The 14,262-nt window shown below is 67.2% G+C and carries 12 protein-coding genes; 7 read left to right on the plus strand and 5 right to left on the minus strand.

Annotated features, from left to right (window positions below):
• The first annotated feature begins 102 nt into the window (after positions 1–102).
• On the plus strand, positions 103–582 hold the full coding sequence (smpB, locus tag CLI93_RS10940) for an SsrA-binding protein SmpB (protein ID WP_095542603.1): 480 nt from the start codon (positions 103–105) through the stop codon (positions 580–582).
• A 32-nt stretch (positions 583–614) separates the two neighbouring features.
• The gene (locus CLI93_RS10945) at positions 615–1,301 is read left to right on the plus strand and encodes a hypothetical protein (RefSeq protein WP_095542602.1); all 687 of its coding nucleotides are present in this window, start codon (positions 615–617) and stop codon (positions 1,299–1,301) included.
• Positions 1,302–1,329: 28 nt separating this feature from the next.
• Here the strand turns inward: CLI93_RS10945 and CLI93_RS10950 are convergent, their stop codons facing one another.
• Together CLI93_RS10950 and exaC are read right to left on the minus strand one after the other, a co-directional pair.
• Complete coding sequence (locus CLI93_RS10950; RefSeq protein ID WP_095995885.1) at positions 1,330–1,872, minus strand: pyridoxamine 5'-phosphate oxidase family protein; 543 nt, start codon at positions 1,870–1,872, stop codon at positions 1,330–1,332.
• A gap of 145 nt (positions 1,873–2,017) precedes the next feature.
• On the minus strand, positions 2,018–3,544 hold the full coding sequence (gene exaC, locus CLI93_RS10955; RefSeq protein WP_095995886.1) for an acetaldehyde dehydrogenase ExaC: 1,527 nt from the start codon (positions 3,542–3,544) through the stop codon (positions 2,018–2,020).
• Positions 3,545–3,999: 455 nt separating this feature from the next.
• Here exaC and CLI93_RS10960 point away from each other — a divergent pair, with 455 nt between their 5' ends.
• From CLI93_RS10960 to CLI93_RS10970, 3 genes are all read left to right on the plus strand, one after another.
• Complete coding sequence (locus CLI93_RS10960) at positions 4,000–6,042, plus strand: sigma-54-dependent Fis family transcriptional regulator (RefSeq protein ID WP_238946630.1); 2,043 nt, start codon at positions 4,000–4,002, stop codon at positions 6,040–6,042.
• Positions 6,043–6,250: 208 nt separating this feature from the next.
• Positions 6,251–7,714, plus strand: a complete 1,464-nt coding sequence (gene hglS, locus CLI93_RS10965; protein ID WP_095542598.1) for a 2-oxoadipate dioxygenase/decarboxylase HglS — start codon at positions 6,251–6,253, stop codon at positions 7,712–7,714.
• A gap of 24 nt (positions 7,715–7,738) precedes the next feature.
• A complete protein-coding gene (locus tag CLI93_RS10970) occupies positions 7,739–9,073 on the plus strand; it encodes an NAD(P)/FAD-dependent oxidoreductase (RefSeq protein ID WP_238945824.1) in 1,335 nt (444 codons plus the stop codon).
• A gap of 48 nt (positions 9,074–9,121) precedes the next feature.
• Here CLI93_RS10970 and CLI93_RS10975 read toward each other — a convergent pair whose 3' ends face one another.
• Positions 9,122–10,258, minus strand: coding sequence for a mechanosensitive ion channel family protein (locus CLI93_RS10975; RefSeq protein ID WP_095995888.1), 1,137 nt, complete (start codon positions 10,256–10,258; stop codon positions 9,122–9,124).
• Positions 10,259–10,435: 177 nt separating this feature from the next.
• On the opposite strand from CLI93_RS10975, the gene CLI93_RS10980 reads away from it, so the two are divergent.
• Both CLI93_RS10980 and CLI93_RS10985 read left to right on the plus strand, forming a co-directional pair.
• Positions 10,436–11,101: a LysE/ArgO family amino acid transporter gene (locus CLI93_RS10980; RefSeq protein ID WP_095995898.1), complete on the plus strand. Its 666-nt coding sequence runs from the start codon at positions 10,436–10,438 to the stop codon at positions 11,099–11,101.
• On the plus strand, positions 11,098–12,108 hold the full coding sequence (locus CLI93_RS10985) for an alpha/beta hydrolase (RefSeq protein WP_095995889.1): 1,011 nt from the start codon (positions 11,098–11,100) through the stop codon (positions 12,106–12,108). Before CLI93_RS10980 ends, CLI93_RS10985 begins: the two co-directional genes overlap by 4 nt.
• Positions 12,109–12,207: 99 nt before the next feature.
• On the opposite strand, the gene CLI93_RS10990 is transcribed toward CLI93_RS10985, so the two are convergent.
• Both CLI93_RS10990 and CLI93_RS10995 read right to left on the minus strand, forming a co-directional pair.
• Entirely contained in the window at positions 12,208–13,116 is a 909-nt protein-coding gene (locus CLI93_RS10990) for a PaaX family transcriptional regulator (RefSeq protein WP_095542594.1), read from the minus strand.
• 156 nt (positions 13,117–13,272) lie between these two features.
• Positions 13,273–14,262 (minus strand): tripartite tricarboxylate transporter substrate-binding protein, encoded by a 990-nt coding sequence (locus CLI93_RS10995; protein WP_095542593.1) that lies wholly within the window; start codon positions 14,260–14,262, stop codon positions 13,273–13,275.

The raw sequence follows: 14,262 nt of genomic DNA on the forward strand, positions 1-14,262 counted from the left end.
GCCCGGCGCGGGCAAAGCGGCGATTCTAGCGCCGCCCTACCTGCCCAAGCCACGCACGCCAGCGGTCGCGCCGCGCAGCGCCTTCGCACCCCACCCCAGTCCATGGCCAGCAAAGACAAGAAATCCCCCTCCAGCCGCATTGCCGAGAACAAACGCGCCTTCTTCAACTACTTCATCGAAGAGCGCTACGAGGCAGGGATGGTGCTGTACGGCTGGGAAGTCAAGGCACTGCGCAGCGGCAAGGCCCAACTCACCGATGCCTACGTGGTTATCCGCGATGGCGAGCTGTTCCTCATCGGCGGACAGATCAACCCGCTCAAGTCGGCCTCGACCCACGTGCGCCCCGAGCCCGACCGCACCAAGAAGCTGCTGCTGCACAAGGACGAGATCAAGCGCCTGGTGGGCAAGGTCGAGCAAAAAGGCTACACGCTGGTGCCGCTGCACCTGTACTGGAAAAATGGCCGCGTCAAATGCGAAATTGCGCTGGCCAAGGGCAAGGCCGAATACGACAAGCGCAACACCATCAAGGAGCGTGAAGGCAAGCGCGAAGTCGAGCGCGCCATGAAGTCGCGCCAGCGCTGAGCCGGCTCGCGCCATCTTCTTTGCGCCCGCCCATGCCCACAACCCTGACCCGCCAGACTGGCAACGCAGCCCCCAGCTGCCCCGCCCCGGTCGACTTCCTCAAGCGCTGTCGCCGCGCGGCGTTGGCGGCGCTGCTGCTGGCAGCGGGCATGGGCGCTGGCGCGCAAACCACCCCTGTGCGCACAAGCGCCGAGCCGGCAGGCCCCTTGCCCGCTGCGGGTTTCGTGCTCATCACGCCCAATGGGCAGACCCATGTGCACCTGTCCCGCCCGCTGGCAGCGGGAGAGCGCCTGTGGGTGCAATGGCCCGATCGCGCAGGCCAGCCCAGCTGCTGCCGGCGCCTGGCGACCGACGCGCTCCAGCCCGTGAGCACATCCGAGCAAAGCGCTGGGGGCGACAAGCCGGAACACCCCGTGGTCATGGCGCTGGATGGCAGCACGCCCGCGCACTACCGTCTGCGCGTCCCCGACGAACTCGCTGGGGACAGTTTTTTGGGCATGGCGCTGGCAGCGCCGCGCGTGCGCGCCCAAGGCGCCTACGCATTGCGCGCCGCGCCAGACATCCGCGTGCGCATGTGCGCAGGGGCCGAGGGCTTGAACCTGCTGACGCAAGCCGGCCAGCGACGCCAGGCGCTTTACCTGGGCCTGGGCTACCCGATCGAATCGCGCCACCCCTGCACGCCGCAAGACGAAGATTTCATTCGCCGCGCAAGCCAGTAAGGCTGAGCGCGTGCTGGAAAGCGCCGCCTCAGTCGGGGGCGGGCACCAGGCGCCGGATGCGCGCGCGGCAGTTGGGGTAGGCCTGCTGCACCGTCACCTCGATCAGGCGCGCGGCCGAAGGCCAGTCCTGCCAATAGTCGCCCACTTCGTCGATCACGCGCGCCGTGCCGTTGATGCGCACGCGCGTGGCGCTGGCAAAGTCGATGAACAGCATGCCGATGCGCGGGTTGGTCAGCAGGTTGCCGATGCTGTTGAAGAAGTTGTTGCCGGGGTAGTCGGGGAAGACGATGGTGCGCTCATCGGGCACGGCCAGCAGCGGCTCCGGGTCGTTCGGCGGGGCGTGCTGGCGGCCCCGATAGCTGCAATCGCAATCGCCGCGGTCATTGGCGGTGGCGATGAAGAAAAAGGGCTGGGCCTTGAGAAACGCGATCAGGCGCGGGTTGAGCCGGTCGCGCACCGAGGCGGCCAGCCCGCGCGTCAGGCGCGCCGCGCCATAGCGCTGATGGGCTTGCAGCTCGCCCGCGTGGAAGACGCCGAAGCCGGGGTCGTCATCGTGGATGGATTCGCTCATAACGGATACCTTTCCAAAAGGCTCCCAAGAAAAAACGGCGGGCAAGCTGCCCGCCGTTTCGGCGCATGCCAGCCCGCCTGGGCCGCCGCGCGGCGCGCGCCCGCGAAGCAGACGGGCATCGCGCCATCGGCCTGGGCCGCAGCGGTCAGAAGAACCCCAGCGCGTTGGCGCTGTAGCTCACCAGCAGGCACTTGGTCTGCTGGTAGTGCTTGAGCGCCATCTTGTGGTTCTCTCGCCCGATGCCCGATTGCTTGTAGCCGCCAAAGGCCGCGTGCGCCGGGTAGAGGTGGTAGCAGTTGGTCCACACCCGCCCGGCCTGGATGCCGCGGCCCATGCGGTAGGCGCGGGTGCCGCTGCGCGTCCACACCCCGGCGCCCAGGCCGAAGATGGTGTCGTTGGCAATGGCCAGGGCCTCTTCCTCGTCCTTGAAGGTGGTGACCGAGGCCACCGGGCCGAAGATTTCCTCCTGGAACACGCGCATGTCGTTCTGGCCGAACAGCATGGTCGGCTGCACGTAAAAGCCCTCGTTGATGCCCTCGCCGGGGCGGCTGCGGGCGCCGCCGGTGAGCACCTTGGCGCCTTCTTTCTGACCCACATCGAAGTAGCCCAGGATCTTGTCCATCTGCTGCTGCGAGGCCTGCGCGCCCACCATGGTGTTGGCATCGAGCGGGTGGCCCAGCTTCATCGCCTGCACGCGCTTGACAGCCTTGTCAATGAACTTCTCGTAGATCGACTCCTGCACCAGGATGCGCGAGGGGCAGGTGCAGACCTCGCCCTGGTTGAGCGCGAACATCGACAGCCCTTCCAGCGCCTTGTCCAGAAAGGCGTCGTCGTGGTCCATCACGTCGGCAAAGAAGATGTTGGGGCTTTTGCCGCCCAGCTCCACGGTGCTGGGGATGAGGTTTTCCGCCGCGCACTTGAGAATGTGCTTGCCCACCGGGGTGGAGCCGGTGAAGGCCACCTTGGCGATGCGCTTGGATGTAGCCAGCGCCTCGCCCGCCTCCTTGCCGAAGCCGTTGACCACGTTGACCACGCCCGGCGGCAGCAAGTCACCAATCAGCTCCATCAGCAGCATGATGGAAGCGGGCGTCTGCTCGGCAGGCTTGAGCACCACGGTACAGCCCGCGGCCAGCGCCACCGGCAGCTTCCAGGCCGCCATCAAGAGCGGGAAGTTCCACGGAATGATCTGCCCGACCACGCCCACCGGCTCGTTGAAGTGGTAGGCCACGGTGTCGTGGTCGATCTCGGAAATGCCGCCCTCCTGCGCGCGCAGGCAGCCGGCGAAGTAGCGGAAGTGGTCGATCGCCAGCGGCACGTCGGCGGCCATGGTCTCGCGCAGCGGCTTGCCGTTGTCGATGGTCTCGGCCACGGCCAGGCGCTTGAGGTTCTGCTCCATGCGGTCGGCGATGCGCAGCAAGGTGTTGGCGCGCTCCTGCGGCGAAGTCGCGGCCCACTTCGGGAAGGCCGCGTGCGCCGCATCCAGCGCCAGCTCGATGTCCTCCGCGCCCGAGCGCGCCACCTTGCAAAACGGCTGGCCGGTGATGGGCGAGACGTTCTCGAAATACTCGCCCTTGACCGGCGGCACCCACTTGCCACCGATGTAGTTGTCGTAGCTGGCGCGATAGGGGAAGTCGGTGTCGATGCCCATGCGCTTGAGTTCCTTGGCGTCCATGCGTGTCTCCTTCTTTTTGAAAATGCGTGGATGGTGAAGAGCCTGCCAGCGTGGCGCACCACGCGGGCAGTACAGCACACAAGGCAATATCCATACCAATATTCGCAAACTACGGGTTTATCCCAGGGCCATCCGCCTTCATCGGCCCGCCTGCGGCCCCAACGCCGCTCGCCAAGGCCCTATCGGCCGACTGACATGCTGCTGTAGGTACTGGCACCACCAGTTGCAAACAAGCAACTCTGTACCGTTTTGGCACAGCCCGGCGCGCCAAAACGGCGCAACTGCGCAGTGGCAGCAGGGTCAAATGCCTGCGTGCTAGGATGCCAGCCGCCCCGCAAAACGACGGGGCGCAATCCATGGCCTGTCCCACATTCCACGCCTGACGTGCCATCTGCCAGGCCATGCAGCACACAGACCTGGCACCCAAAAGCCAGGCTTTCCCAAGGAGACACCACATGGGAGCAATGCCTTTTTCCGCACGCCAGCGCCTGGCGCCCGCGGGCGCCGACGCGCTGCTGCAACAGGCGCGCCACGCACTGCAGACCGGCGCCCTGCCAGCCGAAGAGCTGCTGCCGCCAGCGCTGGCCTACGTCTCACGCTCGTGGCAGCGCAGCGTCCAGGCCGGGCTGGACGCCTTCGCCCGCAGCACCCCCGCGCCGCACCACAGCCGCTTCGAGCTGGCCCGCGCCACCGAACGCCAGCACGAGCTGCTCACCCACGCCCGCCCGGTGATGGACTACCTCATGGGCCAAACGCGGGAACATCGCGGCATGGTCATCCTGGCCGATGCCGATGGCCTGCTGCTGCACGCCCTGGGCGATCTGCACTTCCTGCAACGCGCCGAGCGCGTGGCGCTGGCGCCCGGCGCCTCCTGGCATGAGGCGCACCGCGGCACCAACGCCATCGGCACCGCACTGGCCGAAGCCGCCCCCGTCATGGTGCACGGGGCCGAGCACTTCCTCGAATGCAACGGCTTTCTCTCCTGCGCAGCCGCGCCCGTGCGGGCGCCCGATGGGCAAGTACTGGGCGTGCTGGACTTCTCCGGCGAGCGGCGCCCGGCCTCGCCCCAAGTGCTCGGCATGGTGTGCACGGCCGCGCACATGATCGAAAACCGCCTGTTCCAGGCCCGCCACGGTCATCAACTGCACCTGCATCTGCACCCATTGCCCGAAGGCTTGGGCACCGCCGCCGAAGGCGTACTGGCCATCTCCGAGCAAGGGATGATCGCCGGCGCCAACGCCGCTGCCTTGCAGCTGCTGGGCCTGCAGGCGGCCCGGCTGGGGCAACTGCATCTGCAGCGCCTCTTCCAGACCGACCTGGAGCAACTGCTGCGCAGCGCCCATGCGGCGCAGCCACTGGTGCTGCAGCGCGCTGCCCCAGGCCAGCCCGCACAGCTGCATGCCCGCGCAAGGTTGGCCAGCCCTGCGCGCCGCCAGGACACGGCCTGCGCCACGCCCGCCCAGCCCGACACCTCCCGCCGGCCCAGCTCCCTGCCCGCCCCACTGCAAGCGCTGGACACCGGCGATGCCCAATGGCGCAACCTGCTGGAGCAGGCCGCCAAAGTCTGCGATCACCCCATCGCCCTGCTGCTGCACGGCGAATCGGGCACTGGCAAGGAAGTGCTGGCCCGCGCCATCCACCAGGCCAGCGGCCGCGCCGCGCAGCCACTGGTGGCCGTCAACTGCGCCGCCCTGCCGGAAAACCTCATCGAAGCCGAACTGTTCGGCTATGCCCCAGGCGCCTTCACCGGCGCGCGGCGCGAAGGCGCGCCCGGCCTGATCCGCCAGGCCCACGGCGGCACCTTGCTGCTGGACGAAATCGGCGATATGCCCCTGACGCTGCAGGCGCGGCTGCTGCGCGTGCTGCAAGAGCGCCAGGTCACGCCGCTGGGCAGCGGCCAGCCGGTGGCCGTGGACTTTGCCCTGATCTGCGCCAGCCACCGCGACCTCAAAGCCGAAGTGGCCGCCGGGCGCCTGCGCGCCGATCTGTACTGGCGCATCAACGGCCTGACCCTGCACCTGCCGCCGCTGCGCCAGCGCAGCGACTGGCATGCCCTGGCCCAGCGCCTGCTGCAGCAACACGCCCGCGAACAAGGCCGCACCACCTGCCCCACACTGGGCGATGAACTCGCTCACGCCCTGCGCCACTACCCCTGGCCGGGCAACCTGCGCCAGCTCGACAGCGCACTGCGCACCGCCGCTGTGCTGGCCGCAGGCAGCCCGCACATCGACTGGCAGCACCTGCCCGGCGACCTGCAGCAAGAGCTGCAACGCCCGCCAGCGCCACACACCCCACCCGCGCCACAGCCAAACGGCCTGCCCGCATCCGCCCAGCCCATGCCAGAGCAGCCCGCCACCGGCACCATGCCGCTGGCACAGCACACTCTGCTGGCCCTGCAACGCTCCGTGGCCGAAGCCGGCGGCAACATCTCCCAAGCCGCACGCAACCTGGGCATCAGCCGCAACACCTTGTACCGCCACCTCAAGCGTCAGCGCTGAACAATTGCAGTCAGGCCCTGTCGCTGCAGTTGCGCGCTTGATTGACGAGGTCTGGGCCGCAGCAGAGAATCCACACCCTTTGCTGCGCGGGTTGGGCTCAGTGCCTTGCCCGCTGGCATTGCGTTTTGCTTTTGTTTTCCCCATCTGCTGATCACTGCCGCCTGGGCGCAGGGCTTTGCGCCCGGCGGTTGACGATGTGTCCCCTGCCATGACATCTAACGCATCCATTGCCACTTCCGAATCCGCCCACAACACCACGCCCGGCGCGGCGCATCTGAGCCCCGATGAAATCCGCACGCGCTTTTCCAGCGCCATGTCGGCCATGTACCGCGATGAGGTGCCGCAGTACGGCGCTTTGCTGGAGCTGGTGGCCCAGGTCAATGCGCAATACCTGGATAAGAATCCCGAGGAACAAGCTTCACTGGCCGCGCAGCAGGAGCTCGGGCGCCTGAATCTGGAGCGCCACGGCGCCATCCGCCTGGGTACGGCGCAGGAGCTGGCCATGGCGCGGCGCATCTTTGCCGTCATGGGCATGCACCCGGTGGGTTACTACGATTTGTCGGTCGCTGGCGTTCCCGTGCATTCCACGGCCTTTCGCCCCATCAGTGACGAGGCGCTGCGCAAGAACCCGTTTCGCATCTTCACTTCGCTGCTGCGCCTGGAGCTGATCGAGGATGCTGCGCTGCGCGAGCAGGCCGCGCAGATCCTGGCGCAGCGGCGCATCTTCACGCCGCGCGCCATCGAGCTGCTGGAGCTGGCCGAGCGCAACGGCGGCCTGGACCAGGCGCAGGCCGACGAGTTCGTCGCCGAGGTGCTGCACACCTTCCGCTGGCACAGCGAGGCCACGGTGGATGCGGCCACTTACCAGCGCCTGCACGATGCGCACCGCCTGATTGCCGATGTGGTGTGCTTCAAGGGCCCGCACATCAACCACCTCACGCCGCGCACGCTGGACATCGATGCCGTGCAGCGCGCCATGCCAGAGCGCGGCATGGCTGCCAAGGATGTGGTCGAGGGCCCGCCTGCGCGCCAACACCCGATCTTGCTGCGCCAGACCAGCTTCAAGGCGCTGCAGGAGCCCATCCGTTTCGTGGGCGCCGATGCCACGGCCAGCGCCGGCACGCACACGGCGCGCTTTGGCGAGATCGAGCAGCGCGGCGCAGCGCTCACGCGCAAGGGCCGCCAGCTCTACGACGCGCTGCTGGCGCGCGTGCGCGAGATCGGCAACGTCGGCAGCTCCGACGCCGGCTATGCCCAGCGTCTGCAGGCCGTGTTCGCCCAGTTCCCCGACGATCTGCAGCAGCTGCGCCAGCAGGGGCTGGCGTTTTTCCGCTACCGCGTGCTGGATGCCGCCCAGCTGCAGCGCCTGGCCCAGGCCAACGATGCGCCACTGGATCTGGAGCAGGCCATCGCCTGCGGCGCGGTGCAGGCCAGCCCCATCACGTATGAAGACTTCCTGCCCGTCAGCGCGGCGGGCATCTTCCAATCCAATCTGGGCGGCGCCGAGCAAAAAAGCTATGCCGCCAACGCCGCCCAGGCCGCGTTCGAGCAGGCGCTGCAGGCGCCGGTGCTCGACGAGATCGAGCTCTACGCCCGTGCCGAGGCCGATTCGCTGCAGCAGCTGCAGCTGCAGTTTGCGCAATGCCGCTCCGCCGCCGCGGCCTGCGCCTGACAGGCTGAGCCGCACACCATCGCCATGACCGATTTGCCCAAGCCAAGCCCTGCGCCGCAAGTGCAGAATCGCCGCCGCAGCCACGGCCTGTGGGCTGCCAGCGCCCCGCCCGCACCGGCCACCAGCGCGCTTGAAGGCTTGGCCGAGGCCGATGTGGCCATCGTCGGCGCGGGCTACACCGGGCTGTCCGCCGCACTGCATTTGAGCGAAGGCGGCGCGCGCGTGGTGTTGCTGGAGGCCCAGGAGGTCGGCTTTGGCGCTGCCGGGCGCAACGTCGGCCTGGTCAACGCCGGCCTGTGGGTCATGCCCCAGCGCCTGCCCGAGCTGCTCGGCCCCATCTATGGCCCGCGCCTGCTGCAATTGCTGGGCCAGGCGCCGCAGTTGGTCTACGCGCTGGTGGACAAGCACGGCATGGACTGCGAGGCCGTGCACCGTGGCACGCTGCATTGCGCTGTCGGCGCCAGCGGGCTGGAGGAAATCCGCCAGCGCCACCAGCAATGGCAGGCGCTGGGCGCGCCGGTGCAATTGCTCGACGCCCAGGCCACGGCCCAGGCCACGGGCACCACGCTCTACCACGGCAGCCTGCTGGATTTGCGCGCCGGCACCATCCAGCCGCTGGCCTATGCGCGCGGCCTGGCGCGCGCGGCCATGGCCGCAGGCGCGCGCATCCACACGCAAAGCCGCGTCAGCGCTGCTGAGGACGCAGGCAGCCACTGGCTGCTGCATACAGCCGCTGGGCGCGTGCGTGCGCCCTGGGTCATCGTGGCCACCGATGCCTATACCGGCGCGCTGTGGCCGCAGCTGCAGCGCGAGCAAATCCGCCTGCCTTACTTCAATCTGGCCACCCGTCCTTTGAGTGCGCGGCAGCGCGCACGCATCCTGCCGCAAGGCCACGGTGCCTGGGATACGCGCCAGGTGCTAGCCTCGCTGCGCTGCGATGCCGCCGGCCGCCTGGTGCTGGGCAGCGTGGGCGCGCTGCGCGGCCTGGGCGCGCAGCTGCATCCGCACTGGGGGCACAAAGTGCTGGCGCGCTGGTTTCCGCAGCTGGGGCCGGTCGAGTTCGAACACGCCTGGTACGGCCAGATCGGCATGACCAGCGATGCTCTGCCGCGCTTTCACCATCTGGCGCGCAACACCATCAGCTTCAGCGGCTACAACGGCCGTGGCATTGGCCCAGGCACCACGCTGGGGCGCGAGCTGGCGCGCCTGGTGCTGAGCCAGATCGACGCCACGCAACTGCCCGTGCCCGTCACCGAGCCACAGCGCCCCGCACTCAAGCCGCTGCGCGAGGCGGCCTACGAATACGGCGCGCTGGCTGCACACGCCACCGACCGCCTGCGGCCGCCGGCTTCGGCCTGAATCCCCTGCCGGCAAGGCAAGGCTGCAACTCGTAGCGTTAAAGCCTGTTCAGTCAGAGCCTTGCTGCGTTGCGCCGCCCGTGGCCACGCTGGCCAACGGCACCGGCGCGTGCTGCGCATCGCCGGCCAGAAACAACGACCGCGTTGGATAGGCAAACTGCGCGCCATGCTCGGCCACGATGTCCATGATCTTGAGCATCACCTGCTCCTTGATGGCGTGAAAGCGCACCCATTCGGTCGTCTTGGTGAAGCAATAGACCATGAAATCCAGGCTGGAGTCGCTGCAGGCATTGAAGTGCACGATGATGGTTTGCTCCGTGGCGATGTCCGGGTGGCTGCGCAGCATGGCGCGTACCGCATCGCAAATGGCTGCCATCTTGTGCTGATCCTCATAGCGGATGCCCATGGTCTCGTGGATGCGCCGGTGCAACATGCGCGAAGGGTTCTCCACCACGATGCTGGTGAACAGCGAGTTGGGCACGTACAGCGGGCGCTTGTCGAAGGTGCGAATGCGCGTGATGCGCCAGCCGATGTCCTCCACCGTGCCTTCGATCTGGCGATCGGGCGAGCGGATCCAATCGCCCACGGTGAAGGGCTTGTCCAAATAAATCATCAGCCCGCCGAAGAAGTTGGACAGCATGTCCTTGGCGGCAAAACCAATGGCCATGCCGCCAATGCCACCAAAAGCCAACACGCCCGAGACGGAGAACCCCAGCGTCTGCAAAGCCACCAGCGCCGCCGTGATGACCACCGACAACCGCAGCAACTTGCCCACGGCATAGACCGTGGTCTTGTCCACCGGGCGCTGGTTGCGCTGGGCGTCGGTCAGGTTCGCCTCCATGTTGCGGATAAAGCGCAACACGAACAGCGCCGCAATGGCAATCAACAGCACGCGCCGGGCCGCATCCACATGCGCAAACAGCGCATTGCGCTCAATGGCATTGAGCAAGGCCACTGCGGCCGACAGGCCAATGACCCACACCATCAGCCGCAGCGGCAGGCGCGCCGCCTGCAACAGCGCATCGTCCCAGATCGAACGTGTATGGCTGGTGACGCGAGCAAAAAAATCCAGCACTCGCAGCAGCACGAAATTGCAGCACACCGTGGCAAACACGATGGCAAACAGCTGCACGGCCCAGATGCTGGGATCGCTGGAAACCTGAAGATAAGAAGCAAGCAAGCGCATAGAGCAAATGTTGAGTCACAGTCTGCAATGACAGCCCGAACAGCGCGCCCTGGCGCGTGAGCGGCTCAACTGCGGGGCAGGCGCAGCGGTCGCGCGCCGCGTTTCACCGGGCGGGCGATGTTAACCGCGCCATCCATCCATAGAATGCTGGCGCCCCACGCCCATCTGCCTGCCACCATGCCTTCTTCCACCACCACCTTTCTCTCCGGTCTGGCGTTGTCGCTGTCGCTCATCATGGCCATTGGCCCACAAAACGCGCACGTGCTGCGCATGGGGTTGCTGCGCCAGCACGTGCTGCTCACCGTACTGATGAGCATTGCCGCCGACTGCCTGCTGATCTTCATCGGCGTGTATGGGCTGGCGCAGTTCGGCCACATGCCCGACAAGGTGCATGGCGCGCTGGTCGGCGCCGGCGTGCTGTTCTTGCTGATGTACGGCTGGCAGGCGCTGCACCGCTTTTGGCGCGCGCAGCGTACGGCGCGCCACCAGGATGCCGCCGCCCAGGCCATCGATGATCTGGTGCAGGCGCCCGCCGCGCCGCTCATGGGCCGGGGCCAGGCCATGGCCACGGCGTTGGCGTTCTCCTGCCTCAACCCCCATGCTTGGCTGGACACGGCCGTGCTCATCGGCTCGGCCTCGCTGGCCTATGGCAGCCAGGCCATGGTGTTCGGCCTTGGCGCCATGGCTGCATCGCTGCTGTGGTTCACCTGCCTGGGCAGCGCCTCGGCCTGGCTGGGCCAACGCATCAACACGCCTCGGCTGTGGATCTGGCTCGATGGCCTGGTCGCCGTGATGATGTGGGGCCTGGCCTGGTTCCTGGCCCGCAGCCTGTTCAAGTCATGACTTCAAAACGCACCATGCTCATTGCCCCAGCCACCGCCCCCGAATGCCCGCGCCGCGCTGCCGCGCCCGATGCCCGCCTGGTTGGCCTGCTGGAGCAGGCCAACCGCCCCGATGCCCCGCTGCAATCGGCCCAGCTCACGCCCACACTGGCGCGCGATGGCCTGGCCGGGCTGACCCACTCCCTGTGCGCCCCCGGCCCAGACATCGCCCAGGTGCACGAAGCCACGCTGCCCGGCGCCGATGGCCCCATCGCCCTGCGCCTGTACGACCCCGCGCCGGCAGAGGCCAGCCTGCCCGTCTGCCTGTACCTGCACGGCGGCGGCCACATGGCCGGCAGCATCGCCGTGTACGACCCCATTTGCCGCCGCCTGGCCATGCAGGCGCAATGCCGCGTGCTCGCACTCGAATACCGCCTGGCCCCGGAGCACCCCTACCCGCAAGGCCTGCAAGATTGCGCACAGGCCCTGGCGGCACTGCCCGCATGGCTGGCCGCGCAGGGCCTGGCAATGCCTGGGGGGCTGGCCGGTGGGCTGACCGTGGCCGGCGACTCGGCCGGCGGCGCGCTCACTGCCAGCCTGGCCGCGCTGGCCCAGCAGCGCGCCGAGCTGCGCTTTGCGCGCCAGATCCTGATCTACCCCAGCCTGGACTACACCATGGCCCTGCCCTCGATCGAGGAAAACGGCAGCGGCTACCTGCTGGATGCGCGGCGCATCCGCTGGTACTTCGAGCAGTATTTCCAGAGCGCGCAGCCGCCTCAGCGCCGCGCCGCCTCGCCGCTGCACATGCCCGCCACCGCCGCGCTGCCGCGCACGCTGCTGTTCACGGCCGGCTTCTGCCCGCTGCGCGATGAAGGCTATGCCTACGCCCAGCAGCTGCAGGCCCAGGGCGTGCAATGCACACACTGGCACCTGCCAGGCATGATCCACGCCTTCATGAACATGCAGGCCCTGGTGCCCGATGCCTGCGATGCGGTCTATCAGCGCATGGGCCAGTTCATGCGGGCTTGAGCGCCCGTTCGAAGCCTCTGCCACGGGCGGCAACCATGCGCGGTTGGACAGGTCTGGGCGTGACGAAGCCCCGCCATGCCTTCCCTGTAGGGCCAACGCTTATGCCTGCATGCCGGCATCCATGTCTCCCAGATACTCGGCCATGACCTGTTCGTAGTATTGCTGCGACAAGGGGGCCAGCAAACGATGCAAGTCGTTGAACACACGGCGCGCCGTGATGCCGATCCAATTGGCCGGCAGCAACTCGAGCGGCAACCCCGGATCCAGATAGGGCAGCCGGCGCCAACACGTCACCATGGGCAGGTAGCTTTTGAACGCATCCTGCGCACTGAACTGCCCCTGGCGCATGCGCTTTTGCCAGCGCTCGAGCTCGGCCTGATAGGGCTTGACGAAGCTTTGATATTCCTTGCCCAGCGCTTGAAGATTCCACCAGCGCGCGACCTTGGCCTGCAGATCACCCAAGCCACAGGGCTGGCAAGTGAACATCTCCACGTAGTCCCACAGGCCATGCTCGCGGATGTATTCAATGGTCTCCTCCCGCAAGCGCGCCGGGCCGATATAAAGCGCCGCCCCCACGCTGCCGAACCCCAGGCGCGCCAGGCCGATGCGAATTTTGTGGCGATACTGGCGCTCACTCTCCGGCACGGAAAAAGACACCAGCAGCCACGGATCGCCCACCCCCATGGGGCGTGATGAAAAAATGCGCGCATCCCCTGCGCGCATGTGCGGCTCCAGGCCATCCGATAGCGCATAGCCATTGCCCGCCGGGGTGCTTTTGCTGACCAGCACACCTTTTTTCTTCATCCGTGAGATGGAGGAACGAATGCTGGACGGCTCGCAATCGAGCTCTGCCAGCATGCGTACAGCGGCGGCAATGGGGATGGCCGAGCCGGCCGGCCGGCCATAAATGCCGAAAAACGTCATGACCAGCCGATAGTGCGTCGGCTGCTCGTGCGCCTCATGGGCGCGGCCGGCGATGAACTCATCCAGGGCGATGGGGTGTTTCATGGCAGACGATTCTATTGACCTTTGCCAGCGGCCAATTTCCTGCTTGCCATGTCCCGGGGCGAGCCTTCTGCCCGCCGCCCTGCTTTTCAAGCCATGGGGCCAATGCCCAGCGCGGCCTGCGACCGGGCGCATCACGGGCGATGACAGGGCCGCTCATCAAAAGGGCTTCTGAAAGCCCGCCATCTTCACCATTGCCGCAAATGCCTCATCCGTCGCAAGGATGCGCGCCTGCAGCTCCTCGGGCGTGCTGCTGCTGGGCTGAATGGCCAGCTCAGAGAGCTTTTCCGCAAAAGCGCTCGATTGCACGACCTGGGCAATGGCCGCGTTGTAGCGCGCAATCGTCTCGCGGGGCGTCCCGGCCGGGGCCAATGCCGAGACGAAATTGCTGATGCCATAGCCCTTGACGCCCTGCTCCACATAGGTGGGCACATCCGGCAGTAGCGCAAAACGCTGCGGCCCACTGATGGTAATGATGCGCAGGCGCCCGGCCTTGACGTGCTGCAGCATGACGGCAATCGAGCCGATGCCAGCAGGAATCTGCCCGGCCAGCAAATCCTGCACGATGGGCGCATCCCCTTTGTACGGCACGGGGCTGAGCGCCAGCTGGTAGTGATTGGAGAGCATGTGCACACCGAACTCCGGATCACTGGCAGGTGCGGGAACGCCGATATTGGCCTGCTTTGGCTGCGCGCGCATCCATGCCATCAGCCCGGCCAGATCGTGTACCTGGCCCACGATTTCCGGGTTGACCACCAGCACATCGGGCGAGATGGCCACCAGGCCCACCGGCGCAAAATCCCGGTGCGTCTCATAACCGGGTTGGCGCACCGTCAGCGGAATCATCGACAGTGCATGGCTGTTGGAAAGCAACAGCGTCGCGCCATCGGCCGGGGCCTGTTTCAGCGCATTGGCCGCAATCTGCCCGCCCGCGCCAGGCCGGTTCTCCACAATCACAGGGCGATCCAGGATGCGTGCCATGCCTTCGGCCAGTACGCGCGCCACCACATCGGTGCTGCCACCGGCCGGAAACCCGACCAGGATGCGAATTTGAGACGTCTGCGCCCTCGCTGGAGCCAGGCTCATGCCCAGGAGGCCCAAACCTGCTGCGCTCAGCACGCGGCGACGGGTGATGTAAAGCTTGCTCAT

The organism is Vandammella animalimorsus (assembly GCF_002288875.1).
Classification (GTDB): Bacteria; Pseudomonadota; Gammaproteobacteria; order Burkholderiales; family Burkholderiaceae_C; genus Lampropedia; species Lampropedia animalimorsus.